Genomic DNA, 24,641 nt, shown 5'->3' on the forward strand with positions numbered 1-24,641 from the left:
CCGCTCCCTCTTCCTCGACGACCTTGTCCCCGCCGGTCCCCGCCCAGGAGACCCGCGGCCCGCGCCGGCGTGCCGCCGGCCTCGCCGCCATGGCCGCCAGCGGCCTGTCCAACCAGACCGGCGCCGCGATCGGCTCCCTCGCCTTTCCCGTGCTCGGCCCGGTCGGGGTCGTCGCGGTACGCCAGTACGTCGCCGCGCTCGTGCTGCTGGCCGTCGGCCGCCCCCGCCTGCGGTCCTTCACCCGGCACCAGTGGGGACCGGTCCTGCTCCTCGCCCTGGTGTTCGGGACGATGAACCTGTCCCTCTACACCGCGATCGACCGCATCGGACTCGGTCTCGCGGTCACCCTGGAGTTCCTCGGCCCGCTGGCCATCGCCCTGGCCGCCGCGCGCCGCCCGGTCGACGCCTGCTGCGCGGTGATCGCCGCGGCGGGCGCCGTCACCCTCATGCGCCCGCGGGCGTCGAGCGACTACGTGGGGATGGGCCTCGGCCTCCTGGCCGCGGCCTGCTGGGCGTCGTACATCCTGCTCAACCGGACCGTGGGCCGGCGCATACCCGGCGCGCAGGGCTCGGCGGCGGCCGCGACCGTGTCCGCGCTGGTGTTCCTGCCGGTCGGCGTGGCCCTGGCGCTGCGCCATCCGCCGACCGCCGAGGCCGTCGGGTACGCCGTCGTCGCCGGGGTGCTGTCCTCCGCCGTGCCCTACCTCGCCGACCTGTTCACCCTGCGGCACGTGCCCCCGGCCGCCTTCGGCCTGTTCATGAGCGTCAACCCGGTGCTCGCGGCCCTGGTCGGCCGGCTCGGGCTCGGGCAGAGCCTCGGCTGGGTGGACCAGTGGGCGATCGCCGCCGTCGTGTGCGCGAACGCCCTCAGCATCCTCGCTCCGCGCGGCGGAACCATTCCGCGCGACCGAACGGCTCCGCGCGCAGCAGCGGACGGGTGAGGGGGATCAGTCCTGGGAGGCGGCGCGCTCGGCGTCGCGCTTCTTGATCCGCGCCGTCTCCTTGCGGACCTCGGCCTGTGTGGCGCGCTCCTTCTCCAGCCACTCGGGCGCGGCCGCCTTGAGCGCCTCGATCTGCTCGGTGGTCAGCGCCTCCGTCACCCCGCCCCGGGCCAGACCCGCGATGGACACGCCCAGCTTCGCCGCGACCACCGGACGGGGGTGCGGGCCGGTCTCGCGCAGCGTCCGCAGCCACTCGGGCGGGTTCGCCTGGAGCTCGTTCAGCTCGGCGCGCGAAACGACGCCCTCCTGGAACTCGGCGGGCGTGGCGGGGAGGTACACACCCAGCTTCTTCGCCGCGGTGGCGGGCTTCATCGTCTGGGTGGTCTGCTGCGACTTCATACGGTCCAGGGTATCGGCCGCCGACGAGCCCTCCGACCACAGCCGGTAGCCTGGCGGAATGACCGACCAGGCGGAATCCCCTTCGTTCCGGCTCGCGTACGTCCCCGGCGTGACGCCCGCCAAGTGGGTGCGGATCTGGGAGGAGCGCCTGCCCGACACCCCTCTCACCCTCCTCCAGGTGACCCCGGCCGAGGCCTCCGGCGCCCTGCGCGACGGTGCCGCGGACGCGGCCCTCGTACGCCTCCCCGTGGACCGTACGGTGTTCAGCGCGATCCCCCTCTACACCGAGACGACCGTGGTCGTGGTCCCCAAGGACCATGTGATCACCGCTGCCGAGGAGATCACCCTGGACGACCTCGCCGACGAGGTCGTGATCCACCCGCTCGACGACGTCCTCGACTGGGAGCGGCTGCCCGGCGAGCCCGCCTTCGAACGCCCGGCGACCACGGCGGACGCGATCGAACTGGTCGCGGCGGACATCGGCGTCCTGGTCGTGCCCCAGTCCCTGGCCCGCCTCCACCACCGCCGCGACCTCACCTACCGCACGGTCGTGGACGCCCCCCAGTCGGCGGTCGCCCTGTCCTGGCCCGAGGACGCGACCACCGACCTGGTCGAGGACTTCATCGGCATCGTCCGGGGCCGCACGGTCAACAGCACCCGGGGCCGCGCCCAGCAGGCCCCGGCGCAGCAGCGTGAGCCCCGGAAGGAGAAGCCGGGCGGTGCGCCCCGCAGGGGCACCGCGAGCGCGGCCGGCTCGCGCGGCCGCACCGGTGGCTCGAAGAGCGGCGGCCGCCGCGGCACCGGCGGCGGCAAGCCCCGCCGCCGGTCGTAGCGCTCCGGCCGCCGCTCCCGCCGCCGCCCGCGGCGGTCCGTCCCCTGGTGTCACGGCACGAACGTCGCCCCGCGTGCCGTGCTCACCGCTCTCTCCCCGTCGGCCCGCGCGAGCAGCCCGGCCGACACCCACGCCTCCACCACCGTCTCCACGCGTTCGACCAGCGCCCCCTTGGACGCGAACGGCGCCCCGGCCCACACCTCGTCGAGCAGCGTGGTCCCGTCGGCCCGCGCGGGGTTGGCCACGCCCGCGTCACTGTTGCCGAAGACCACCCGGGGCTCCACGCGCCGCCAGTACGCGTGCGTCGGATCCTCGGTCCCCTCGAAGAACGGCGCGAACTCGGTCCCGTCGAGCGTGAAGTGCAGCGGCCTTCCGCTCACCGGCGCGAGGGAGGGCAGCAGGTCGCCGGAGAGGGCCGCGTCGCGGTACAGCCCGAACTGCAGGTACGTCGTGGAGGAGTCGCGTGCGACGAGGTTCACCGGACCGTAGAACAAGGTCTGCAGGGACGGTTGGTCGAGCGCCTTCTCCACCCGCAGCCGGAACGGCATCGCCACCCGTACGACGTCCCCGTCCCGCCAGGTCCGCTCCACCGTGAAGTAACTCCCCGGCTCCGGCGTCCCCTTGGCCTTGCGCCCGTTGACCGTCACCCGGAAGCCCGCGGTCGCCCAGGCCGGCACCCGCAGCCGCAGCGCGAAGGAGGCGGTGCGCCCCCGGACCGTGAGCGTGCTGCCCTGCTCGCGCGGGAAGTCGGTGGTCTGGGTGACCGTGACGCCCTTCTCGGTCCAGGTCAGCGTGGTCGGGCTGTAGAGGTTGACGTACAGCGAGCCGCCGTCGGCGGTCTTGAAGTACACCGAGTCCTGGTACTTGGTGGCGCTCTCCATGCCGGTGCCCTCGCAGCAGGTCGTGCCCTGCTTGGGGGTGTAGTCGCGCACATGGCCGGGGGTGAGCCCGATGAAGTAGGTGACCAGCGGCTTCTCCGCGTCGGCGGTGTCCTGTCTGGAGCCGAGGACCTGGTTGTAGAGGGCCCGCTCGTAGTAGTCCATGCAGGCCGGGTCCTGTTCGTGGAAGAACAGCGTGCGGCTCAGCTTCAGCATGTTGTACGCGCAGCACGTCTCGGCTGTCGTCGCACCGATCGTCCCGGCGATGACGTCCCGCGCCTTCCAGAACTCACCCGTGCTCGTGCCGCCGATGCCGTACATGCGGTGGGGCACGACCATGTGCCAGAAGTTCCGCGCGGCGGTGAGATAGCGCTCCTCGCCCGTCGCGTCGTACAGCCGCAGGTACCCGGTGAAGATCGGGATGTGCTGGTTGGCGTGCAGGCCGTCCAGGACGTCGGTGTCCGCGGCGCAGGCGTCGATCAGCCGGTCCAGGTCGAACAGCCGTGCCAGCGCGAGGTGTTCGGCCTTGCCGCCGATCGCGTGCAGGTCGGCGATCGCCTCGACGATCCCGCCGAACTCACCGCTGGAGAAGATCCCCCACATCCGCTGGAGCGTGGCCGCGGGCAGTTTCGACAGCCGGGAGTACATCCAGTCGCCCATCCCGGACGCCAGGTCCAGGGCCCGGTCGTCGTCGGTGGCGAGGTAGGCGTCCAGCAGGCCGCGGAGGATCTTGTGGGCGGTGTAGTAGGGCGCCCACACCTTCGTGTAGTCGCTGCCGGTCATCGACTCCAGCTGGATGAACTGCGTCTCCGGGTAGGCCGCGAGGAAACCGGGGTGGCTGGGCCCGCCCCAGGTGCGGCGCAGGGTGGCGGTCAGCCCGCGTCCGGAGGCGTCCGCGAAGGAGGATCCCGAGGTCTCGTCGAAGGCGTAGGAGACGAGGTCCCCGGTGGCCCGCGCGCTCTGCAGGGCGGCTATCTCGTCGGCGCTCAGCGCGCGCGACCACACGTCGAACCCGCCCAGGGCGCCGGCGAAGACGGGATCGGAGGCGTACGGGGACCGGCCGAGCCAGTGGTGGGTGAGGGTGCCGAGCGCGGCGGGAGTGAGGGACATGGCGGTGTTCCGGGCGACGGCCGTGCCGTCCACGTACAGCGTCCCGGTGCCGCCCCCGATCGTGACGGCCAGGTGACTCCACCGGTCGAGGGGCAGCGCGGCGGTGCCGTCGAGCCCCTGTTCCCCGCCCGCGCCGCCGGTGGTGACGGCGAACCGGGGCACCCCGCTGGCGTTGCGCGCGGCCAGGTACAGGTAGCGGGTGGTGTCGTTGCCGAAGTCGAAGACGCGCGCCCAGGTGCTGTCGTGGGTGGGCTTCACCCAGGCGGCCAGGGTGACCGCGTCGGCGTCGCCGAGGACCCCTGAGGGCAGGTCGACGTACTGGTAGGAGCCACGGACCTGCTCCACGGCCGTACCGGACCGCCCCGCGACGCTCAGCACGGCCGGATCGTGCCGCAGCGCCTCGCGCACCTCGGTCAGCGCGCCGACCATGGTGCGGATCCTGTCCGCGAACACCTGTTCGCCGGTGCCGGCGTACGCCTGGGACAGCATCGTCAGGAAATGGCCGGTGTAGTGGCCGCGCAGATTGCCGTTGGCCTCGCCGTCGAGCCCCTCCCAGCCGCCGGGGGCGACCGCGCCGAGCGTGGAGAGGCCGGCGTTGGCGCGGAAGACCTGAAGCAGCCGGTTCACGTCGTAGCCACGGGCGTGGTCGAGCATCAGCCGCCGCTTGGCGGCGAAGATCCCGGGGCCGAGGGAGACGTCCTTCAGCGGGAAGGGCTGGAGCGTCCAGGAGGACGGCGGCGGAAGCGTGGCCGCCGAGGCCGCGGGAGCCGCCGCGGCGCCGGCTCCGGGCACGGCGGCGGCGAGGATCGCGCTCTGGAGAAGGGTCCGTCGGGTGAGGGGCGGTGCCATGTGCTGCTCCTCCGGTCCACAGAAGGGGTGCGGGCGAGGCGTCCCCGTATTCGTTCGGCATTACGAACGGTGTACGAAGAGCCGACCAGACGTTAGAGGGGGGACGGCAGGGCGTCAACGGCCCTGACGGGACGGAAAGTTGCGGAGGCGCGCTACTTAGCGGCCGCCCGCCCGATCGACTCCACCAGCGGCAGCAGGCGGTGCGGCACCCGCTCGCGCAGGGCGACCTCGGTGCGGGTGCGGACCACGCCGGGAAGGCTGATCAGCTTCTGGATCACGTCCTCCAGATGGGCGTTGTCCCGCGCCACGACCCGCGTGAGCAGATCCCCGCCGCCGGTGATCGAGAAGGCCTCGACGATCTCCGGCACGGCGGCCAGCGCGTCGCCCACGTCGTCGAGGTGGCCCTGGGTGACCTCGATGTGCACGAACGCGAGCACCGGGTGGCCGAGGGCGGCGGGGGAGAGGGACGGGCCGGTGCCGGTGATCACACCGTCCCGCTCCAGCCGGTCCAGGCGCGCCTGGAGGGTGCCGCGCGCCACACCGAGGACCCGGGCGTACTCCCGCACGCTGGTGCGCGGCTGTTCGAGCAGCAGCCGCAGGATGCGGGTGTCGAGCTCGTCGACGGCCATGGTGCCCGGCCTCCTCGTGCGTGGCTGATCGTGGCCGACTGTACCAATGGCCCAGCGGCGCGCATTCCGGGTGGACCGGCCGTTCCCGGACGCGCCCGGCCGCCCGGCTCGGCCGTTCGGGTGCCGTGCGCGGGTCGCGCGGGTGTTTCGCGCGGCCCGGGTGCTCGCCCGCCGCGCCGGGGGCTAGGGATGGCCCGGAGACGGGTCAGGAGGGAGGCGGTCCGTGGACGGTGAGCGCGCTGGCGCGGTCCGGAAGGCTGTGGACGCGACCGATGCGCGGCTGCCGGTGTACGAGGGGGCGGGCGGGCTGCTGCGCAAGGCGTTCCCCCACCACTGGTCCTTCTTCCTCGGGGAGCTCGCGCTCTACAGCCTGATCGTCCTGGTGCTGACCGGCGTCTGGCTGACCTTCTTCTTCCACCCGGAGATGTACGAGGTCGTCTACGACGGCTCGTACGTGCCCCTGCAGGGCGTGCGCATGTCCGCGGCCTTCGACTCCACCCTGCACATCAGCTTCGACGTGCGCGGCGGGCTGCTCATCCGGCAGATGCACCACTGGGCGGCCCTCGTCTTCGTCGCCGCGATCGGGGTGCACCTGCTGCGGATCTTCTTCACCGGCGCCTTCCGCAGGCCGCGCGAGGCGAACTGGGTCATCGGCGTCACCCTGCTGGTGCTCGCCCTGGCCGAGGGGTTCGCCGGCTACTCGCTCCCCGACGACCTGCTCTCCGGCACGGGGCTGCGCATCGCGCAGGGCATCATGCTGTCGCTGCCGGTGGTGGGCACCTACGTGAGCATGTTCGCGTTCGGGGCCGAGTTCCCCGGGCAGGACATCGTGCCCCGCCTGTACAGCCTGCACATCCTGCTGCTGCCCGGCGCGCTGATCGCGCTGGTCTCGGTCCACCTGATCCTGGTCTTCCACCTCAAGCACACACAATGGCGGGGCCCGGGCAGGACCGACGCGAACGCCGTCGGCAAACCGATGGTCCCCCAGTTCGCGGTGTCCTCGGCGGGCCTGTCCCTGATGGTCTTCGGCGTGCTGGCCCTGCTCGGCGGGCTCGCCCAGGTCAACCCGGTGTGGGTGTACGGCCCCTACCGCCCGGACGTCGTGTCGACCGGCTCCCAGCCCGACTTCTACGTCGGCTTCCTGGAGGGCGCGCTGCGCCTCGTCCCGCCCTGGGAGACCGACCTCGCCGGGCACACCCTCATGTGGAACGTGCTGCTGCCCGCCGTCGTCCTTCCCGGGCTCTTCTTCCTCGTGCTGTACGTGTATCCGTTCGTCGAGCAGCGGCTGACGGGAGAGGCGGAGCGGGAACACCACCTGTGCGACCGGCCGCGCGAACGCCCCGTCCGCACCGGACTCGGCGTCGCCGGCATCGTCTTCTACGGCGTCCTGCTGCTGGCCGGCGGCAACGACATCATCGCCCAGTCCTTCCGGGTCTCCGTGAACGCCCTCACCTGGATCCTGCGCGTCGCCCTCGTCGTGGCCCCGGTGCTCGCCTTCATGGTCACCCGGCGGCTGTGCCACGCCCTGCTGGAGTCGGAACGGGAACGCCTGACCGAGGGCGAGGAGACCGGTGAGGTGCGCCAGGCCGTCTCCGGGGGCTACGAGAGCGATCACCGCCCGGTGGGGAAGTTCCGGCCGGGCGCCCCCAGGACCCCGGTCAGCCCGCCGGCCCCGAGTCCCGGTCGGCGTACTGGAACACCCATCCGAACACCCCGGCTGCCAGGACGCCGACGCCGATGAGGAACAGCCACAGCCCGTACACCACCCCGGTCGCGGCGACCGCGAACCCGGCGGCGGTGACGACCGGCCAGCGGCTCTCCGGCGGAAAGAACTCCAGCGGGCCGGTGCCGTCGGCCACCTCGGCGTCACGCCGGTCCTGGGGACGCCGCCCTCTGCGCCGGTAGTTGACCGCGCAGAAGAACGAGATCACCGCGGCCGTCAGACACGCCATGACGAGCGCCGCCGTACCGGCCGGGTCCCAGCGTGACCAGACACCGTAGAGCACCGCGGCGCCGCCGAAGAAGACGCCGACACCGCCGAACAGAAACGCCTCAGTCCTCATGGGGCAGGTGCTCCTGCTTCCGCTGTTCGATCGCCGGATGGTGCAGGTCGAAGGCAGGGGACTCCGAGCGCACCCGGGGCAGCGCCACGAAGTTGTGCCGGGGCGGCGGGCAGGACGTCGCCCACTCCAGTCCCCGCCCGTAGCCCCACGGGTCGTCCTCGGTGACGCGCCGGCCGTGCCGGGCCGTGTGCCACACGTTGTAGAGGAAGGGGAGGGTGGAGACGCCGAGCAGGAACGCGCCCACCGACGACAGGGTGTTCAGGAGGGTGAAGCCGTCCGAGGGCAGATAGTCGGCGTACCGGCGTGGCATGCCCTCCTCGCCGAGCCAGTGCTGCACCAGGAAGGTCAGCTGGAACGCCGGGAACAGCAGCCAGAAGTGCAGCTTGCCCAGCCGCTCGTCCAGCATCCGCCCGGTGAACTTCGGCCACCAGAAGTAGAACCCGGCGAACATCGCGAAGACCACGGTGCCGAACAGCACGTAATGCAGGTGCGCCACGATGAAGTACGAGTCGGTGAGATGGAAGTCCAGGGGCGGCGACGCGATGAGCACCCCGCTCAGCCCGCCCAGCAGGAACGACATCAGGAACCCCGTCGCCCACAGCATGGGCGTCTCGAACGACAGCGAGCCCCGGTGCATCGTGCCGACCCACGCGAAGAACTTGATGCCCGTCGGCACGGCGATCAGGAACGACATCAGCGAGAAGAACGGCAGCAGCACCGCGCCCGTCGCGAACATGTGGTGCGCCCACACCACCGCGGACAGCATGGTGATCGTGATCGTCGCCCCGACCAGCGGCAGGTACCCGAACAGCGGCTTGCGCGAGAACACCGGGAGGATCTCCGAGACGATCCCGAAGAACGGCAGCGCGACGATGTACACCTCGGGATGCCCGAAGAACCAGAACAGGTGCTGCCAGAGGATCGCGCCGCCGTTCGCCGCGTCGAAGATGTGCGAGCCGAACTTCCGGTCCGACTCCAGCGCCAGCAGCGCCGCCGCCAGCACCGGGAACGCGGGCAGCACCAGGATCGACGTGAACAGCACGTTCCAGGTGAAGATCGGCATCCGGAACATCGTCATCCCCGGCGCGCGCAGACACATGATCGTGGCGATGAAGTTGACCGCGCCCAGGGTCGTCGAGACACCGGTGACCACCAGGCCCATCACCCACAGGTCCCCGCCCGCGCCGGGGGAGTGGTACGAGCTGTTCAGCGGCGCGTACGCGAACCAGCCGAACGCCGCCGCCCCGCCCGGCACCACGAACCCGGACACGACCATCAGACCGCCGAACAGGTACATCCAGTACGACAGGGCGTTCAGCCGGGGGAAGGCCACGTCCGGCGCGCCGATCTGCAGCGGCATCACGGCGTTGGCGAACCCGGCGAACATCGGTGTCGCGAACAGCAGCATCATCACCGTCCCGTGGACGGTGAAGAACTGGTTGTAGCCCTCCCTGCTGACGAACTGCAGCCCCGGACGGGCGAGTTCGGCGCGCATCGCGAGCGCCAGCAGACCGGCGAACAGAAAGAAGCAGAACGCCGTGACCATGTACAGACGGCCGATCACCTTGTGGTCGGTCGTGGTCGCCCAGCGCAGCAGCGCCCGGCCGGAGGAGTGCGGGGCGGGGGCGCGGCCGGCTTCGTCGTCGACGCGTTCCGACAGTCCGGCCATCGTCCTCCTTCATGCTTCTCCGGGGAACCGTGCCGCCGGCGGGGCGCCTCGGGAGTGCCCGGTCCCCGTCCGGGAGAACCGTCGGCGACCGGGCGGGACGCGGAGTGACCCGCACGACAGCGCCGACGCTACTGGCGCACCCCGCCCGATCCGGCCGCGCCACGCCTCCTGTCCGCCGTCAGGGGGGCCGGACGACGGCCATGCCCCCTCTCCGCCGTCCGGGTGGCCGGGCGATCAGCCAGGGATGCATCCGGCCCGCGCGGGTACCCGCCGGGGATGCAGATGACGACCTACGAAGCGGCGGCGGCGAGTTCCGTGTTCGGTGTGGTGGCCGTGCTGGTCTGCGGCCTCCTGATCACCGGCGCGCTGATCTGGGCCGTGCGCCTCGGCATCAAGGTACGACGACGCGAGCCGCGGCCTCCCCGGCGCACCGAGCAGCCCACGCGGCCGGCCACGAGCGCCGTGCACGACGGCCAGGAGAGGCGGGAACCGGACGAGGTGCCCGTGGCCGCCGACGAGAGCGAGCGCCTCACCCCCCACCAGCTGAATCCCTCCGGCACCAAGCGCAGCGAGGACCAGACCCGTCCGCGCTGGGACTCCCGCTCCGGCGGATCCTTCGGCAGCGGCGGGCCGGGCCGGACCTGAGCGGCCGCGCTCCCGCCCCCCCGCCGTGGCGCACGGGGCGGCTCACCGGCCGGTGGCCGTCCCGTGCGCCACGGCGGGCCGCGCCAGGGTGAGCGTGCCGTCGGAGGCCGCGGTGACCCGGACGCCGTGGCTGATCCGGTCCAGGGTCACGCGCAGCCAGGCGCGATCCGCCTCCGGCGCGGGCTCCAGCCGCATCCGCCGGGCCCGCAGGGGCACCATCCGAAGCCCCGCCAGCCGGCCCGTGTCCGCGGCGAGCCGGACGACATAGGCGATCCGCAGGTCGTCGCGGAACTCCTCGTAGCCGGAGATGCCCTCGTAGTCGTCGATGAAGTCGCCGCAGCCGTGCAGGACGAGCCGGTCGCGGTACACCTCGACGGGGCGGGGGTGGTGGGAGGAGTGCCCGTGGACCAGGTCGACCCCGCCGTCGATCAGAGCGCGGGCGAACCGGATCTGGTCGCGGGGCACGTGATAGCCCCAGTTGGAGCCCCAGTGCACGGACACGACCGCCAGGTCACCGGGCTGCCTGGCCCGGCGCACCTGCCGGACCACCGCGGCGGCCGTCGTCGCCGACAGTTCGGGCAGGTAGGCGACCCCGGCCAGGCCCGGGGTCGCCGCCCAGTCGGGCGGGATGCCGCTGGAGCGCGCACCCAGGGCGAACACGAGCACCCGGCCGCCGCCCGGGACGGGCACCGCGGCGGGTGCGTAGGCCTCCCCGGGCCCGCGTCCCGCACCAGCCGTCCGAAGGCCCGCGCCGGCCAGCACCCCGAGGGTCTCCTCCAGGCCCGGGCGGCCGAAGTCCAGCACATGATTGTTGGCCAGGACGCAGACGTCGGGCCGGGCCACGGTGAGCGCGGGCAGGTTGGCCGGGTGCATCCGGTAGTGGACCGCCTTGCCGGGCGCGAACCCCTCGCAGCGCGTGACGGACGTCTCCAGGTTCACCACCCGCACGTCCGGGCCGGTCTCCTCCAGCACCCGCAGCGCCTCGCCCCACGGCCAGGAGGGCGCCACGGGAGCCGGGACCGGTCCGTTCACCGCCTCCGTCAGCCGGACGTACTCGCGGGCGTCCTCGACCCAGTCCTCCCGCAGCCGAGGACTGCCCGGATGCGCGAGGATCTGATCGACGCCGCGCCCGAGCATCACATCGCCGCACAGGAACAGCGTCACCACACCGCCGCTCACGTCCCCACCGTAAACCCGCACCCGCACGCGTGAACCCTGCCGCCGGCACCCGCGGAGCACGCGGCGCCGGATACCCCTAAGGACGGACACGCGCCCGTGCCGGACGCCGGCGCCGCTGGTGCTGGTGCCGTCGGGCGTGGTCAGGGGCCGGCCCGCGCTGGTCCCGTCCCGGAGGCGTGCGGGGGCCCGCGCGGTGGCTGGCTGCCGCTCGCATGGGCGTGCCCGGGCCTCGCGACCCATCGCGCCGACCCTGTGCCGGACGCCGCGCCGCTGGTGCCGTCGGGCGTGGTCAGGGGCCGGCCCGCGCTGGTCCCGTCCCGGATGCGTGCGGGGTGCCCGCGCGGTGGCGGGCCGCCGCTCGCATGGGCGTGACCGTGCTCCGCGACCCGTCGCAGCCGGTCCTGTGCCGCTCGTCCGTCGTCTCACACGTCGACGGTCACCGCGCAGGACCACCCGTAGGGGTCCGGCCCGAAGTGCAGGTCGTGCCACGCCACGCCGCGCGGCACCGCTCCTACGATCTCCACGTCCGTCAGCCCGGCGACCGCCAGCCGTACGTCGAGTCCGTCGTCCGTGGCCTCCGCCTCCAGGTCGACGGGCACCTGTCCGCGCACCTCCAGCCGGTGGACGACCTCGTCCAGGAGCGCGGACAGCAGATCGTCGTCCGCGGCCTCGTCGAGCTGGACGCGTTCCACGGCGGTCGGCCGCACCGCCGTGACGTCGGCGAAGCACTCCACCATCCCCAGGGCCGCCTCCACCAGACAGCGCTCACGGCTCGTGCCCCACGCGTCGATGCGTATGTCGGCGGTGTGCGGCTGCGGCACCGTCCGGTGACCGCTCTCGCCCTGCCGCCGTGCCTGACGGTCGTCGTCCATGTCGCCGACCATTGCCCGCCACCACCAGTCCCGGCTCGTCGTGTCCGGCCCGGGCGTCCGAATCCGTCGTGTCGCCGCTCCGGGTACCCCGGTTGGCCGGTGCCAGTCTGGATACCCGGAAACCGAGCCGGCACCCGGGGAGGGGCACGCGGGGTGTCCGGCACCCTTCCGAGGGAGAGGATGACGGCGATGATCTCCCAGCTGGTCCGCGTGCCCGTCGACGGCGCGGCGCTCACGGGTGACCTCCTAGTACCGACGCCGGCCCGGGCCCTGGTGCTGTTCGCCCACGGCAGCGGCAGTTCCCGGCACAGCCCGCGCAACCGCATGGTCGCCGCCGAGCTGCGCACCGTCGGCCTGGGCACCCTGCTGATCGACCTGCTCACCGAGCAGGAGGAACGCGAGGACGCGTCGACGGGCGTGCACCGCTTCGACATACCGCTGCTGGGCCGCCGCGTGGTGGCCGTCGTCGACTGGCTGGCGGCGCAGCACGACACCCGGGCGCTCCCCGTCGTCCTGTTCGGCGCGAGCACCGGCGCGGCCGCGGCACTGGTGGCCGCCGCCGAACGGCCGGACCGGGTGCTGACCGTGGTCTCCCGGGGCGGGCGGCCCGACCTGGCGGAGGCCGCCCTGGACCGCGTACGGGCGCCGGTGCTGCTCGTGGTGGGCGGCCGGGACGTGGAGGTCCTGGCCCTGAACGAGGAGGCGGCCCGGCGGCTGCGGGTGCCGTACTCCCTGCACGTCGTGCCCGGCGCCACCCACCTGTTCGAGGAGCCCGGGACGCTGGAGCAGGTGGCCGAGGCGGCCGCGGCGTGGTGCGACGACCGTCTGAAGCCCGCGTGACCCGAGGCGGAGGGACTGACCGGAAGGAGTCGGTCGCCATGCAGTTCCGTGACCGCAGGCAGGCCGGACGCGAGCTCGCCGAGGTGCTGCGGACCCGGCGGGAGAAGGGCGAGCTGCCCGACCCCGTCGTCCTAGCCCTGCCCCGGGGCGGGGCCGCGGTGGCCGAGGAGGTCGCCCGGGCCCTCGACGCCCCGCTCGACGTGCTCGTCGTACGCAAGATCGGCGCGCCGTTCCAGCCGGAGTTCGGTGTGGGCGCGCTCGTCGGCGAGGAGGACCCGCTCTTCGACGAGGACGCCCTCGGCAGGCTGGGCCTCACCGAACGCGACCTCGCCGTGGTGGTGCAGCGGGAGCGCACCGAGCTCCATCGCCGCGAGCGGCTCTACCGCGAGGGGCGTCCCGCCCCCGAGCTGCGCGGACGCACCGCGATCGTGGTCGACGACGGGCTCGCCACCGGTGGCACCGCCCGCGCCGCCCTGCGCTCACTGCGGCGTGCATCGCCCCGCCGCACGGTCCTGGCCGTGCCGGTCGGCTCCCCGGAGGCGGTGAGCCTGCTGCGGCCCGAGGCGGACGAGGTGATCTGCCTGTACCAGCCGGCCGCCTTCATGGCCGTCGGTCTCTGGTACGACGACTTCGAGCAGCTCACCGACGCCGACGTGCTCCGGGCGCTGCACACGGCGGCCGGACGCTGAGCCCGCGCGCCGGTGGTCCGTTGGCACCCCGTCGGCGGATCGGGCACGGCCACCGCTGAGCCATTGGCCCAGTGCTCGCGGAGCCTGTTGAACCATCTGCCGTACGGATGTTCCTATGGACATGTCGATGGCGCTGCGGATCACCGCGGCGCCTTTTTCGTGCGGGCGTCCGTCAGGGGTGGGAAACAGTGCTGAAGAAGGTGTTCACGGCTCCGGACCCGGGGCGGACGCGGTTGCGCTTCGCCGCCCGGGCCGTCCTGGGCATCGCGTCGGCCGTCGTGGTGTGCGGCCTGGCCGGCCACACGCTGCCCGGAGTCGTCACGGGCGGGCTCGCGGCCCTGCTCGCGCTGTTCACCGTCATGGACGCCACCGTGCGCGGCCAGGCCGTCACCACCGCGCTGCTCCCCGCCGTGGGCCTGCCCGTCCTCGGCGCGGCGGCCGTCCTGCACGACCACCCCGTCGCCCGCGACCTCACCTTCCTGGCCGTCATCGGCGTCGGCGTGTACGCCCGCCGCTGGGGGCCGCGCGGGCACAGCCTGGGCGTGTTCGCGTTCATGATGTTCTTCGTCGCCCAGTTCCTGCACGCCACGACCGCACAGCTCCCCGAGCTGTGCGCCTCCGTCGCGCTGTCCCTGCTCGCCGCGGCGGCCGTGCGCTTCGGCGCCTGGTGCTACGAACGCCGGGTGCCCCCGGCGCCGGTGCCCGCCCCGCCGGGCGGCCGGGGCCTGGCCCGCGTCACCACCCGCCAGGCCGTCCAGGCCACGGCGGGCGCGGGCTTCGCCCTCGTCGTGGGCCAGCTGGTGTCCGGGCAGCGCTGGTACTGGGCCGTCGGCGCCACCTGGTGGATCTTCGTCAACACCGCCTCGCGCGGCGAGACCCTGGTCCGCGGCTTCCGGCGGGTCCTCGGCACGGTGATCGGCATCGGACTCGGCCTGCTGGTCGCGGTCCCGGTGAACGGCGCGCCCGTCCCCACGGCCGCCCTGACCGCCGTCTCCGTCTTCGGCATCTTCTACACGGCCGCGGTCTCCTACACCTGGATGATGCTCTGGGTGACCCTGCTCGCCGAACTCCTCTACGGCCTCCTCGGCGTCCTCACCCCCGGGCTGCTGGCGCTGCGGCTCACCGAGACCGGCGTGGGCGCGCTCGGCGCCGCGCTGGCCGTGCTGTTCGTGCTGCCGGTCACCACCCACACCGTCACCGACGCCTGGATCCAGCGGGCCCTGCGCTGTGTGCACGCCTGCACCGCGGAGGCCGCCGCACGCCTCGCGGGCGACCCGGCCGCCGACCCCGCGGCGCGCGTCGCCGAGCTGGAGCAGCTCCTCGGCCGGGTACGGCTCGCCGTCGCCCCGCTCGTCCACCCGCTGAACCCGATGCTCGGCCGCAAGCGGCGCGCCCGCCAGGTACTGACCCTGCTGGACGCCTGCGCCCGCGAGAGCCGGGGGCTGGTCGCCGTCGCCGCCGACCCCGAGGCCTCCCACGACGCCCGCCTGGCCGCCGCCTGCTGGCGCGTCCAGGCCGCGGTGGAGGCCCTGACCGACGGCGAGTCCGCCGCCGCGGCCCCCGTCGACCGCCCCGCGGTCACCGAGCCCGCGCTGGCCCACCTCCACGGCCTGGAGCGCGCCCTGACGGAGCTGGCCCAGCCGCTGCGCACCCCGCCGGGCTCGCCGTTGGTCGGCGCGTGACCGTTCGCGCGGGTCTGGTCTAGACCGGAGCGGATCAACTGTTACCGTCACCCCGGACAGCAGCGACCGAGAGGGGACAGCGGTGGCAGACCTCGGCGGACGGAACCGGCGGGCGTTCATCGGTTCGTTCACGGCGGCCGGCGGGCCCGGGATCGTGACGGCCGCGGTGGACCCGGCCAGCGGCGCGCTCACCGCCCTGAACAGCCTGAACGGCCTTCCCGACCCCTCCTGTCTGGCCCTGTCGGCCGACGGCGGCACGCTGTACGCCGTCAGTGAGACGACGGACGGGGCGGTGGCCGCGTACCGCGTCACGGGCGACGTACCGGAGGCGGCCGGCCCGCCGGTGCCGGTCGACGGCAGCGGCCCCACCCACCTCGCGGTGTTCGACGGGCACGTGCTGACCGCCAACTACGGCTCCGGCAGCGTCACCGCCGTCCCGGTCCGCGCGGACGGGGGCCTCGCCCGGACCGCCTCCGGGGTCCTCCACCACGCCGGGTCCGGCCCCCACACCCGGCGCCAGCAGCGGCCGCACGCCCACCACGTGCAGCCCGACCCCAGCGGGCGCTGGGCCGTCAGCGTGGACCTCGGAACGGACTCGGTGCGGGTGTGCGCCCTGCGCGACGGCATCCCCGTACTGCACCGCGAGCACGCGCTGCGCCCCGGCTCCGGCCCCCGTCACCTCGCCTTCCATCCGAACGGCTCGTACGCGTACGTCGTCAACGAACTCACCCCGACCGTCACCGTCTGCCGCTGGGAGGCGCTCGACGGCTCCCTGAAGCCCCTGGCGGAGGCCGCGGTCCTGCCCGGCGCCCCCGCCGGGGACGCCTACCCCTCGGGCATCGCCGTCGCGCCCGACGGCCGCCACCTGTGGACCGCCACCCGCGGCGAGGACGTGCTCTCCGTGTTCGCCGTGCAGGGGGAGGGCGACGCGCTCCGGCTGATCGGCACGGTCCCCTGCGCGGGTCACTGGCCGAGGGCCCTCACCCTCTCCGCCCGCGGCACCGTCCTCTACGTCGCGAACGAGCGCTCCGGCGACGTCACCTGGTTCACCGTCGACCCCGCCACCGGCCTTCCCCGCCCCGCCGGCTCCCTGCCGTTGCCGGCCGCGTCCTGCGTGGTCCTCGGCTGACACCGGCGCGGCCGGGCGCACGGCACGCGGTCCAGCGGGCCTCCGGTGCCCGAGAGGCCCCGGCGCGCCCCGGCACGGCGAACGGCCCGCTCCTCCACGGGAGCGGGCCCTTCACGGTGTACGGCGTCCTTGACGGGCTGCAGGTCAGCGCACCGGTGCGCCCTGCGGCTGCTGGGGGGCGATGCCCAGGGCGTTCGTGTACTTGGCCAGCGCGAGCTTGCCGATCGCCGGGTACGGGCCGAGGGCCTCGGCGGCGGCGCAGCTCGCTTCCTTGGCGGCCTCCTCGATCAGCGCGGCGTCGATCTCCGGGCCGATCAGGTAGGGCGCCAGCGCCAGCTGCTGCGAGCCGGAGGAACGCAGCTGCTCGGCCACGGAGGAGATCGAACCCTCCTGGTCGAGGGCGGCGGCCATCACCGGCACGGCCAGCCGCGCGGCGAGCAGCATGCCGGTGATCCCGGCGGCCTGCACGGCCTCCTCGCCGCCCACAGAAGCGAGGATGATGCCGTCCGCGGCCGTCGCCACGGTGAACAGCCGGGCGCGGTCGGCGCGGGCCAGACCGGCCTCGGACAGCCGCACGTGCAGCGCCTCGGCGAGCAGCGGGTGCGGGCCGAGGACGTCGGTCAGGTCGGCGGCGACCCGGCTCTCCATGACGGCCTGGCGGAGCTGACGCAGCAGCGCGCTGTCGGGCCCGGCCAGCAGCGGCACGACGACGGCGACCGGGCCGTCGGGCTCCTTGACGTCCAGACCGGCGGCGCGGGCCTGCTCGTAGCGGGCCGTGCGCTCCTCGGAGGCGTGCGCGAGGACGGACTGCAGGGCGGGGAACTCGGCGTCGTCCCCGTCCAGGTAGCCGATGCGCGCGTCGAGACCGGGGAGCTCGGAGCGGGCGATGCTCACGACCTCCTCGGCGAGGCCGCGGGTGGCGGCGCTCGGCGTACCCGGAACCGCGAGGACGAGCGCGGGCGCGCCCTCGGGAGCCGCCAACGGCTCGGGTCGGCGGTGCCGCCCGGGCTGGCGGGGGCGCGGCATTCGTACTGGCAGGCCGGACGCGGGCCCAGTGGGGGAGCTCATGGCGCCGCATGTTACTTGTTTCCTGGGCTCCCCTGTTCGGGGAGGGTGCAGGTGAGCGGTATCCGTCCGGTTTTGTCTGATGAGTTACGTACGGATCAGAAGTGATCAGCGTGTTTTTCGGGCGACTTGCCCTCGAAGAGAACAATCCCTCTTTTGGGTGACGCTGTACGACTCCTTCCGTACGCTTCCCTCCGTACGCCTCCTACGTGCGGCGCACCACCGACAGCAGCGCCCCGTCGGCCGGCAGGGCGAGACGGCCCACCGCCAGCCCGGCGGCGATCCGCACCGCGCCGCGCAGCGGATCGCCCGCGGCGTCCACCCGCCGCGCATGCGGCATCCGCTGCGCCAGCTCCTCCGCGAACGGTCCCAGGAGCGGCTCACCCAGCTTGACCAGGCCGCCGGTGAGCGCGAACGGGGGCTCACCGTCCCGCGGGCAGACGGCGGCGGCCGACTCGGCCATGTGCCGGGCCGCCGCCCGCAGGATGTCCCCGGCCACCGGGTCGTGCCCGGCGCACGCGGCCACCTCGGGCGCGAAGGAGGCGAGGACGGCCGCCCGGTCCGGGCGCGGGTAGAGCAGGCCCGGCAGCCCCGGCACCGGCCCGAACCGGCTCTCGGCACACGCCAGAAGCCGCACCGAGCCGCCCGGCCGCCCGTCGTACGCGCGCAGCGCGGCCTCGAGCCCCGCCCGCCCGATCCAGGCTCCGCTGCCGCAGTCGCCCAGCAGATGGCCCCAGCCGTCCGCCCGGTGCCATGCCGTCAGGTCCGTGCCGACCGCGATCAGACCGGTGCCGGCGGCGACCACGGCACCCGCCCGTACGCCGAGGGCGCCGGTGTACGCGGTCACGGCGTCGGCGGCCAGCGCGGTCGTCCGGATCCCGAACTCCCGTGCCAGAGCGTGGGGAAGCTCTTCCCTGAGCGCGTCGCCCAGGCCGCTCATCCCGGCCGCGCCCACCGCCGCCGTGCTCAGCCGCCCGATCCCCGTCTCCGCCGTCAACGCCCGCACCATCGGCACCAGTTGCCCCAGCAGATGGCCGGGGTCGATGCCCCGGTCACCGGTGCGCACCGGCACCCGCGAGGACCGCTCGGCCCACGCACCCCGTGCCGCGGTGCCCACGGCGACCCGCAGACCGGAGCCTCCCGAGTCCACGGCGAGGATGCCGTGGCCGTGCTCCGGATCCGCGGGGACGGTCACGGCAGTTGCCAGTCCACCGGCTGACCTCCCTGCCGGATCAGCAGGTCGTTGGCCCGGCTGAACGGCCGTGAGCCGAAGAAGCCGCGGTCCGCCGACATGGGGGAGGGGTGCGCGGACTCCACCGAGGGCAGATCGCCCAGCAGCGGCCGCAGATTGCGGGCGTCCCGGCCCCACAGGATGGACACCAGCGGCTTGCCGCGCGCCGCGAGCGCCCGTATCGCCTGCTCGGTGACCTCCTCCCAGCCCTTGCCCCGGTGCGCGGCCGGTTTGCGCGGGGCCGTGGTGAGCGCCCTGTTGAGCAGCAGCACGCCCTGCCGCGTCCACGGCGTCAGATCGCCGTTGGAGGGCTGGGGCAGGCCCAGGTCGGAGTTCAGCTCCCGGTAGATGTTGATCAGGCTGCCGGGCAGCGGCCGTACGTCCGGCGCGACCGAGAACGACAGTCCCACCGCGTGCCCGGGCGTGGGGTAGGGGTCCTGTCCGACGATCAGGACGCGGACGTCGTCGAAGGGCTGCTGGAAGGCCCGCAGAACGTTCTGTCCGGCCGGGAGATAGGTGCGTCCGGCGGCGATCTCCGCGCGCAGGAAGTCACCCATCCCGGCGATCCGTCCGGCCACGGGTTCCAGGGCCTTCGCCCAGCCCGGTTCGACGATTTCATGCAAGGGTCGTGGTGCCACGGGCGTCACCCTACTGCCGTACGCGCAGCGGTGATCAACCGGTGGCCGACGCCCCGTCGTCCCCCCGGCCGGCTCATCCGATCACCGCCGCCCGCACGCACAGCACGTCGGGCAGGTGGGCGGCCAGCTGCTGCCAGCTGTCGCCGTCGTCCGCCGAGGCGAACACCTCGCCGTTGCGGTTGCCGAAGTACACACCCGCGGGATCCGCGTCGTCCGTGCACAACGCGTCGCGCAGCACGGTGCCGTAGTGGTCCTCCTGCGGCAGTCCCGCCGTGAGCGGCTCCCAGCTCCCGCCCGCGTCCGCCGTACGGAACACGCGGCACCGGCGGTGCGCGGGGACCCGGTCCGCGTCGGCGTTGATCGGGAAGACGTACGCCGTGTCCCCGCGCCGGGGGTGTGCGGCGGCCGCGAAACCGAAGGTGGACGGCAGGCCCGCGCCGATGTCCGTCCAGTGCCCGCCCGCGTCGTCGCTGCGGTACACGCCCCAGTGGTTCTGCAGATAGAGGCGGTCCGGGGAGGCCGCGTCCTGCGCGATCTTGTGCACGCACTGGCCGAACTCCGGGTGGGGATCCGGCAGGAACACCGCCGAGACACCGGAGTTGGAGGGCGCCCAGCTCGCCCCGCCGTCGGTCGAACGGAACACCCCGGCCGTGGACACGGCCACCGTCACCGCCCGCGGGTCGCGCCGGTCGGTGAGGATGGTGTGCAGGCCCTCCCCGCCGCCGCCCGGTACCCACTTCGAGCGCGTGGGGTGCTCCCACAGCGGGCGGACCAGGGTGAACGTCTCCCCGCGGTCCTCGGAGCGGTACAGCGCGGCCGGCTCCGTCCCCGCGTAGACCACGTCGGGCTCGGCCGCCGCCGGGTGCAGCTGCCACACCCGCTCCAGCGAAGCCTCGGTGTCCTGCGGGAACTTGACGGCGGGTTTGGCCGGTTCGGTCCAGGTGCGGCCGAGGTCGTCGGAGTGGAACACCGACGGACCCCAGTGCGCGCTGTCACCGCCGGCCAGCAGCCGCGGGCGCTCGCCCCGGGTGTCGACGGCGACCGAATAGATGGCCTGTGCGTTGAAGTAGGGGGATGCGTCGAACTCCCATGCGCCGCCGCGCCGGCGCCCGATGAACAGGCCTTTGCGCGTGCCCACGGCGAGCAGTACCTCGGTCATGCCGGTCTCCTCCGCTGTGTCCTCGACGTCCTTGTCCCAGACACCGGCCAGTCTGCACCTCGCCACTGACAGTCACCTCCGGGAAGCCGGTCACCGCAGGTCACAGCGGTCGCGCCGCCTCCGGAACGCATGACGTCGGCCACTTTCCGGCGGACGCCTGCGGGGGCGGCGGAACGCGTGGGAGCGTCGGGACGAGGGACTCGCCCTGAGTATCCGGACCGCCCGCCCCGTATGGGAGGGCGGTCCAAGGATGTTCGTGCGCTCATGAGGAGGAAGCCTTCGATGGCGTTCCGTGGTCCGAAGGTGTGGCTGTGGCGCTGGCGGCGCAACCCGCTCAGGCGTCGCGCCGACGCGGTGGAGGCCTGGGTCGTGCTCGGTGCCTGGGTGCTGACCGTCCTCGCCGGGGTCCTGGCGGGATGGGGGGCCGCCGGGTCCGTCGAGCACGGGCTGGCCAGGGAACGCGTCGAGTGGCGCCCCCTCGTGGCCCGGCTGACGGAACCGGCGCCCGGGAAGGCCGCGGGGCAGTCCGGCTCCTCCGGCGCCGACCAGGTCTGGGCGAAGGTCGGCTGGACCGGCCCGGACGGTTCCGGCCACACGGGTCAGGTGCGGGTCGCGGCCGGCAGCCCCACCGGAACCCCGGTCACCGTCTGGACGGACCGTCGGGGCCGCCTGGTCACCGAGCCCGCGACCCCCGCCCAGGCCAGCCTGCGCGCGACCCTGGTCGGCAGCCTGGCGGGGGTGGCCGCCGCCGCACTGCCCTTCGCGGGCGGACGCCTTCTGCGCGGCCGGCTGGAACACCGCCGCATCGAGCAGTGGGACGCCGACTGGGCCCGCTTCGACACGCTCTGGGGCCGCCCCACAAGCTAACCGAATCCCCTCCGGCCCGGCCCGGCCTAGCCCTCCTGCCTGCCCTGCCTGGCCCGGCTCTGAACCGGTCCCGTCCGGCCGGGTCGGGTCCAGCCCTACCCGGCTCGGCCCGGCCTCCGACGGCGGCCCGGCTCTCGTTGCGGGCCGTTCCGCGCCCCCGGGGCCGCCGTGCGAGCGGGTCAGTGCGCGACGGAAGGCTCCTCTCCGGCCCGGCTCTGTCCGGCCCGGCTCTGCCCGCTCTGCCCTGCTCGGCCTGCCCGGTCTGGCCGGCTCCAGCCCTGCCCCGGCCCGGCCCGGCCCGGCCCGTGGGCCGCTCTCTTCGTCGGCTCGCCGTCTCGCCGCCTCACCCCCCCCGCCGGGCCGCGCGGGCGTCCGGGGGCCGCTCGGTGCCTCCGGGTGCCGCTGTGCGAGCGGGTCAGTGCGCGGTGGGAAGGCTCCTCTCCGGCTGGCCTGCCTGGCCAGGTCCTGCCCTGCCTGGCCTGGCCTGGCCTGGCCTACCCTGCCCTGCCCGGCCCGTGGGCCGCTCTCGTCGTCGGTTTGTCGCCTCGTCGCCTCACCCGCTCCCCGCCGGGCCGCGCGGGCGTCCGGGGCCCTTCCGTGCCCCAGGGGCCGCCGTGCCGGCCGGTCAGTTCGTGGCGGGAAGGCTTCGCTCCAGGATGGCGGCGACATCGGCGCCGTCGGGAAGCGTGCCGAAGGCGTGTCCCCAGTCACCGCCGAGCCGGGTCGCGCAGAAGGCGTCCGCGACCGCGGGCGGAGCGTGCCGGACCAGGAGGGACGCCTGGAGGGTGAGCGCCATCCGCTCGACCAGCCGACGGGCACCGGACGGTGTCGCCCTGCCCAGCTCGGATCTCAGCCCGGCGACGGCGGCGTCCAGCCGGGCGTCCGCCCCCCGCGCCAGGGCGAGCTCGGCGAACAGGGCCTCCGCCGTCCCCGGCTCGCGCGTCAGCGCCCGCAGCACGTCGAGAGCGTTGACGTTGCCCGAGCCCTCCCAGATCGACAGCAGCGGCGCCTCGCGGTAGTGCCGGGGCATGCCGGAGTCCTCCACGTAGCCGTTGCCGCCCAGGCATTCCAGGGCCTCCGCCGTGAAGGCCGGCCCCCGCTTGGTCACCCAGTACTTGCCCACGGCCGTGGCGATCCGCCGGAAGGCCTGCTCGTCCCCCCGGCCGTCGTCTCCGCGCACCGCCCGGTCCGCCGCGCCGGCCAGCCGCAGCGTCAGCGTGGTCGCGGCCTCCGACTCCAGCGCCAGGTCGGCCAGGACGTTGCGCATCAGCGGCTGGTCCAGCAGACGCGCGCCGAACGCGCTGCGGTGCCGTACGTGATGTCCCGCCTCGACGAGCGTCTTCCGCATCAGGGACGCCGACATCATCACGCAGTCCAGACGGGTGCAGTTGACCATCTCGATGATGGTCTTCACCCCCTGCCCCTCGGGCCCCACCAGCCAGGCCACGGTCCCCTCGAACTCGGGTTCGGAGGACGCGTTGGAGCGGTTGCCCAGCTTGTCCTTCAGCCGCTGGATGCGGAACGTGTTGCGGGTGCCGTCCGGCAGCACGCGCGGCACGAGGAAACAGGACAGCCCGCCGGGAGCCTGCGCCAGCACCAGGAACAGATCGCACATCGGCGCCGACGTGAACCACTTGTGCCCGCGCAGCGTGTACACGCCGGGCTCGGCCGTCGGGGCGGCCGCGGTGGTGTTCGTACGGACGTCGGAACCGCCCTGCTTCTCGGTCATCCCCATGCCGGCCAGCAGTCCGCGCTTGTCCGTGGGCACCCGCAGCCCCGGGTCGTACTCCCGGCCGGTCAGCAGCGGCTCGTACACCTTCGCGAGCTCCGGCTGCCGGCGCAGGGCGGGGACGGCCGCGTAGGTCATCGAGGTCGGGCAGCCGTGCCCGGCCTCGGTGTGCCCCCACACCAGCCCGCCCGCCGTGCGGGCGACATGGGCGCCGGGCCGGTCGTCGGCCCAGGGTGCGCCGGCCAGGCCCTCCGCGACCGCCACCCGCATCAGCTCGTGCCAGCTCGGGTGGAAGTCGACCTCGTCGACGCGGTGGCCGTACCGGTCGTGCGTGCACAGCACGGGCTCGTGCCGGTTGGCCAGCTCCCCCCACTCCTGCGCCTCGACGCCGCCGGCCCGCAGGCCCAGCCGCCGTACGTCCGGCTCCGCCCATCCCGCGCCCTCCCGGCGCAGTCCCTCCAGCAGGGCGGCGTCCTCGGAGGCGTCGTACGGGCTCAGCGGCGGGGCCTGGTTGGTCACTTCGTGCGTGCCGGTCACGTCCTGCGTGCCGTACGGCGGTGACGGCGTGCGTGTCGAGTCCATGCACCCATGTTGCGCTCTCGCTGCGGCTGTAGCAATAGTGCAACATCGGCGGCCGCACGTACAGTACGACGTCATGCGGACGGACGTATCTGCGGAGCCGGACCCCGAACCGGAGCCGGACCCCGAACCGGAGCCCGGGCCGGGGTCGGGCCAGGTCGTGCTGCGCCCGCTGTCCGCCCGGTCGGTGGTCCTGAGCCTGCTGCTGGGGACGCACCCGCCCGAGCTGCCCGCCCGGGACCTGGTGCGCGGCGTGGAGCCCTTCGGGGTCGGCGGGTCGACCGTGCGGGCCGCGCTGAGCCGGATGGTGGCCGCCGGCGACCTGCGGCGGACGGACACCGTCTACCGGCTCAGCGACCGGCTCCTGGAACGCCAGCGCCGTCAGGACGACGCCGTGAGTCCCGACACGCGCGCGTGGGACGGCGACTGGGAGATGGCCGTGATCACGGCGACCGGCCGCGGGCCCGCCGAACGCGCCGAGCTGCGCACCCGGTTGGCGGCCCTGCGGCTCGCCGAGCTCCGTGAGGGCGTCTGGCTGCGGCCCGCCAATCTGGGCCGTCCCTGGCCCGCGGAGCTCGACCAGGTGCTCCAGCACTTCACCGCCCGGCCCGCGGCACCGGCCGGCGAGCTGGCCGCGGCCCTGTGGCCGCTCGGCGCCTGGGCGGACACGGCCAGGGCCCTGCTGGCCCACGTGGAGCGTTCTCCCCGGCCCGCCGACCGCTTCACGGCGCTCGCCGCGGTCGTACGCCATCTGCTGGCCGACCCGGTGCTGCCCGCGGGGCTGCTGCCCGCCGACTGGCCGGGCCCCGCCCTGCGCGCCGCGTACGAGCGGCACCGGCGCGGCCTCGTCGGCGTGGCGCTCGGGTCCTAGGTCGTGTCCGGTGCCAGGGCGCGGAGACGGCGGCGGGGGGGGGGACCGGCCGGGGGGGGGGCGGCGGGACGGCGGGGGGGGGCGCGGCGGTGGGCC

The 24,641-nt window shown here is 74.2% G+C and carries 22 protein-coding genes; 10 read left to right on the forward strand and 12 right to left on the reverse strand.

Going from position 1 to position 24,641, the window contains the following annotated elements; translation table 11 throughout:
* The first annotated feature begins 89 nt into the window (after positions 1-89).
* Positions 90-941: a DMT family transporter gene (locus ACFY2L_RS24665; protein ID WP_390657889.1), complete on the forward strand. Its 852-nt coding sequence runs from the start codon at positions 90-92 to the stop codon at positions 939-941.
* Positions 942-947: 6 nt separating this feature from the next.
* Here the strand turns inward: ACFY2L_RS24665 and ACFY2L_RS24670 are convergent, their stop codons facing one another.
* A complete protein-coding gene (locus tag ACFY2L_RS24670) occupies positions 948-1,340 on the reverse strand; it encodes a DUF5997 family protein (protein WP_390657523.1) in 393 nt (130 codons plus the stop codon).
* Positions 1,341-1,398: 58 nt separating this feature from the next.
* Here ACFY2L_RS24670 and ACFY2L_RS24675 point away from each other — a divergent pair, with 58 nt between their 5' ends.
* Entirely contained in the window at positions 1,399-2,172 is a 774-nt protein-coding gene (locus tag ACFY2L_RS24675; protein WP_390823397.1) for a LysR family substrate-binding domain-containing protein, read from the forward strand.
* A gap of 50 nt (positions 2,173-2,222) precedes the next feature.
* Here the strand turns inward: ACFY2L_RS24675 and ACFY2L_RS24680 are convergent, their stop codons facing one another.
* Positions 2,223-5,009: a beta-L-arabinofuranosidase domain-containing protein gene (locus ACFY2L_RS24680; protein ID WP_390823398.1), complete on the reverse strand. Its 2,787-nt coding sequence runs from the start codon at positions 5,007-5,009 to the stop codon at positions 2,223-2,225.
* Between the two features lie 152 nt (positions 5,010-5,161).
* Positions 5,162-5,638: an Lrp/AsnC family transcriptional regulator gene (locus ACFY2L_RS24685; protein WP_390657526.1), complete on the reverse strand. Its 477-nt coding sequence runs from the start codon at positions 5,636-5,638 to the stop codon at positions 5,162-5,164.
* A 259-nt stretch (positions 5,639-5,897) separates the two neighbouring features.
* Here ACFY2L_RS24685 and ACFY2L_RS24690 point away from each other — a divergent pair, with 259 nt between their 5' ends.
* Positions 5,898-7,379, forward strand: a complete 1,482-nt coding sequence (locus tag ACFY2L_RS24690; protein WP_390823399.1) for a cytochrome bc complex cytochrome b subunit — start codon at positions 5,898-5,900, stop codon at positions 7,377-7,379.
* Here the strand turns inward: ACFY2L_RS24690 and ACFY2L_RS24695 are convergent.
* On the reverse strand, positions 7,297-7,701 hold the full coding sequence (locus ACFY2L_RS24695; protein ID WP_390657528.1) for a cytochrome c oxidase subunit 4: 405 nt from the start codon (positions 7,699-7,701) through the stop codon (positions 7,297-7,299). The two genes, ACFY2L_RS24690 and ACFY2L_RS24695, sit on opposite strands and share 83 nt — an antisense overlap.
* Positions 7,691-9,370, reverse strand: coding sequence for a cytochrome c oxidase subunit I (gene ctaD / locus ACFY2L_RS24700; protein WP_390823400.1), 1,680 nt, complete (start codon positions 9,368-9,370; stop codon positions 7,691-7,693). Before ctaD ends, ACFY2L_RS24695 begins: the two co-directional genes overlap by 11 nt.
* A 282-nt stretch (positions 9,371-9,652) precedes the next feature.
* Between ctaD and ACFY2L_RS24705 the strand changes: the two genes are divergently transcribed.
* The gene (locus ACFY2L_RS24705) at positions 9,653-10,015 is read left to right on the forward strand and encodes a DUF6479 family protein (RefSeq protein ID WP_390657530.1); all 363 of its coding nucleotides are present in this window, start codon (positions 9,653-9,655) and stop codon (positions 10,013-10,015) included.
* Positions 10,016-10,057: 42 nt separating this feature from the next.
* Here the strand turns inward: ACFY2L_RS24705 and ACFY2L_RS24710 are convergent, their stop codons facing one another.
* Together ACFY2L_RS24710 and ACFY2L_RS24715 are read right to left on the reverse strand one after the other, a co-directional pair.
* Positions 10,058-11,194, reverse strand: a complete 1,137-nt coding sequence (locus ACFY2L_RS24710; protein ID WP_390823401.1) for a CapA family protein — start codon at positions 11,192-11,194, stop codon at positions 10,058-10,060.
* 422 nt (positions 11,195-11,616) lie between these two features.
* Positions 11,617-12,078 carry an archease gene (locus tag ACFY2L_RS24715; RefSeq protein WP_390823402.1) on the reverse strand — a complete coding sequence of 154 codons (462 nt, stop codon included), beginning with the start codon at positions 12,076-12,078 and terminating at the stop codon, positions 11,617-11,619.
* Positions 12,079-12,255: 177 nt separating this feature from the next.
* Here ACFY2L_RS24715 and ACFY2L_RS24720 point away from each other — a divergent pair, with 177 nt between their 5' ends.
* The 4 genes from ACFY2L_RS24720 to ACFY2L_RS24735 all read left to right on the forward strand — a co-directional run bounded on the left by ACFY2L_RS24720 (position 12,256) and on the right by ACFY2L_RS24735 (position 16,406).
* Entirely contained in the window at positions 12,256-12,906 is a 651-nt protein-coding gene (locus ACFY2L_RS24720) for a dienelactone hydrolase family protein (protein ID WP_390823504.1), read from the forward strand.
* A gap of 38 nt (positions 12,907-12,944) precedes the next feature.
* Positions 12,945-13,595, forward strand: coding sequence for a phosphoribosyltransferase (locus tag ACFY2L_RS24725; RefSeq protein WP_390823403.1), 651 nt, complete (start codon positions 12,945-12,947; stop codon positions 13,593-13,595).
* A gap of 188 nt (positions 13,596-13,783) precedes the next feature.
* Positions 13,784-15,277: an FUSC family protein gene (locus ACFY2L_RS24730; RefSeq protein WP_390823404.1), complete on the forward strand. Its 1,494-nt coding sequence runs from the start codon at positions 13,784-13,786 to the stop codon at positions 15,275-15,277.
* An 82-nt stretch (positions 15,278-15,359) separates the two neighbouring features.
* Positions 15,360-16,406, forward strand: coding sequence for a lactonase family protein (locus ACFY2L_RS24735; RefSeq protein ID WP_390823405.1), 1,047 nt, complete (start codon positions 15,360-15,362; stop codon positions 16,404-16,406).
* 144 nt (positions 16,407-16,550) lie between these two features.
* Here ACFY2L_RS24735 and ACFY2L_RS24740 read toward each other — a convergent pair whose 3' ends face one another.
* The 4 genes from ACFY2L_RS24740 to ACFY2L_RS24755 all read right to left on the reverse strand — a co-directional run bounded on the left by ACFY2L_RS24740 (position 16,551) and on the right by ACFY2L_RS24755 (position 20,565).
* Entirely contained in the window at positions 16,551-17,474 is a 924-nt protein-coding gene (locus ACFY2L_RS24740; RefSeq protein ID WP_390657536.1) for a sirohydrochlorin chelatase, read from the reverse strand.
* A gap of 202 nt (positions 17,475-17,676) precedes the next feature.
* The gene (locus ACFY2L_RS24745; RefSeq protein ID WP_390657537.1) at positions 17,677-18,666 is read right to left on the reverse strand and encodes an N-acetylglucosamine kinase; all 990 of its coding nucleotides are present in this window, start codon (positions 18,664-18,666) and stop codon (positions 17,677-17,679) included.
* Positions 18,663-19,340, reverse strand: coding sequence for a uracil-DNA glycosylase (locus tag ACFY2L_RS24750; RefSeq protein ID WP_390823406.1), 678 nt, complete (start codon positions 19,338-19,340; stop codon positions 18,663-18,665). Before ACFY2L_RS24750 ends, ACFY2L_RS24745 begins: the two co-directional genes overlap by 4 nt.
* A gap of 73 nt (positions 19,341-19,413) precedes the next feature.
* Complete coding sequence (locus tag ACFY2L_RS24755) at positions 19,414-20,565, reverse strand: WD40/YVTN/BNR-like repeat-containing protein (protein ID WP_390657539.1); 1,152 nt, start codon at positions 20,563-20,565, stop codon at positions 19,414-19,416.
* Between the two features lie 216 nt (positions 20,566-20,781).
* Here ACFY2L_RS24755 and ACFY2L_RS24760 point away from each other — a divergent pair, with 216 nt between their 5' ends.
* On the forward strand, positions 20,782-21,366 hold the full coding sequence (locus ACFY2L_RS24760; RefSeq protein WP_390657540.1) for a hypothetical protein: 585 nt from the start codon (positions 20,782-20,784) through the stop codon (positions 21,364-21,366).
* Between the two features lie 625 nt (positions 21,367-21,991).
* Here ACFY2L_RS24760 and ACFY2L_RS24765 read toward each other — a convergent pair.
* Entirely contained in the window at positions 21,992-23,677 is a 1,686-nt protein-coding gene (locus tag ACFY2L_RS24765; RefSeq protein ID WP_390823407.1) for an acyl-CoA dehydrogenase family protein, read from the reverse strand.
* A 73-nt stretch (positions 23,678-23,750) separates the two neighbouring features.
* Between ACFY2L_RS24765 and ACFY2L_RS24770 the strand changes: the two genes are divergently transcribed.
* Positions 23,751-24,545: a PaaX family transcriptional regulator C-terminal domain-containing protein gene (locus ACFY2L_RS24770; RefSeq protein WP_390823408.1), complete on the forward strand. Its 795-nt coding sequence runs from the start codon at positions 23,751-23,753 to the stop codon at positions 24,543-24,545.
* Positions 24,546-24,641: the final 96 nt, after the last annotated feature.

The organism is Streptomyces sp. NPDC001381 (assembly GCF_042895685.1).
In the GTDB taxonomy this organism is placed as follows: Bacteria; Actinomycetota; Actinomycetes; order Streptomycetales; family Streptomycetaceae; genus Streptomyces.

Excerpts from the sequence above, each read along its gene's own strand:
- ACFY2L_RS24725 (WP_390823403.1), top strand. The coding sequence starts at position 12,945 with ATGCAGTTCCGTGACCGCAGGCAGGCCGGACGCGAGCTCGCCGAGGTG.
- ACFY2L_RS24705 (WP_390657530.1), top strand. The coding sequence starts at position 9,653 with ATGACGACCTACGAAGCGGCGGCGGCGAGTTCCGTGTTCGGTGTGGTG.
- ACFY2L_RS24685 (WP_390657526.1), bottom strand. The coding sequence starts at position 5,638 with ATGGCCGTCGACGAGCTCGACACCCGCATCCTGCGGCTGCTGCTCGAA.
- ACFY2L_RS24665 (WP_390657889.1), top strand. The coding sequence starts at position 90 with ATGGCCGCCAGCGGCCTGTCCAACCAGACCGGCGCCGCGATCGGCTCC.
- ACFY2L_RS24715 (WP_390823402.1), bottom strand. The coding sequence starts at position 12,078 with ATGGTCGGCGACATGGACGACGACCGTCAGGCACGGCGGCAGGGCGAG.
- ACFY2L_RS24695 (WP_390657528.1), bottom strand. The coding sequence starts at position 7,701 with ATGAGGACTGAGGCGTTTCTGTTCGGCGGTGTCGGCGTCTTCTTCGGC.
- ACFY2L_RS24770 (WP_390823408.1), top strand. The coding sequence starts at position 23,751 with ATGCGGACGGACGTATCTGCGGAGCCGGACCCCGAACCGGAGCCGGAC.
- ACFY2L_RS24760 (WP_390657540.1), top strand. The coding sequence starts at position 20,782 with ATGGCGTTCCGTGGTCCGAAGGTGTGGCTGTGGCGCTGGCGGCGCAAC.
- ACFY2L_RS24765 (WP_390823407.1), bottom strand. The coding sequence starts at position 23,677 with ATGGACTCGACACGCACGCCGTCACCGCCGTACGGCACGCAGGACGTG.
- ACFY2L_RS24720 (WP_390823504.1), top strand. The coding sequence starts at position 12,256 with ATGATCTCCCAGCTGGTCCGCGTGCCCGTCGACGGCGCGGCGCTCACG.
- ACFY2L_RS24680 (WP_390823398.1), bottom strand. The coding sequence starts at position 5,009 with ATGGCACCGCCCCTCACCCGACGGACCCTTCTCCAGAGCGCGATCCTC.
- ACFY2L_RS24740 (WP_390657536.1), bottom strand. The coding sequence starts at position 17,474 with ATGAGCTCCCCCACTGGGCCCGCGTCCGGCCTGCCAGTACGAATGCCG.
- ACFY2L_RS24675 (WP_390823397.1), top strand. The coding sequence starts at position 1,399 with ATGACCGACCAGGCGGAATCCCCTTCGTTCCGGCTCGCGTACGTCCCC.
- ctaD (WP_390823400.1), bottom strand. The coding sequence starts at position 9,370 with ATGGCCGGACTGTCGGAACGCGTCGACGACGAAGCCGGCCGCGCCCCC.
- ACFY2L_RS24670 (WP_390657523.1), bottom strand. The coding sequence starts at position 1,340 with ATGAAGTCGCAGCAGACCACCCAGACGATGAAGCCCGCCACCGCGGCG.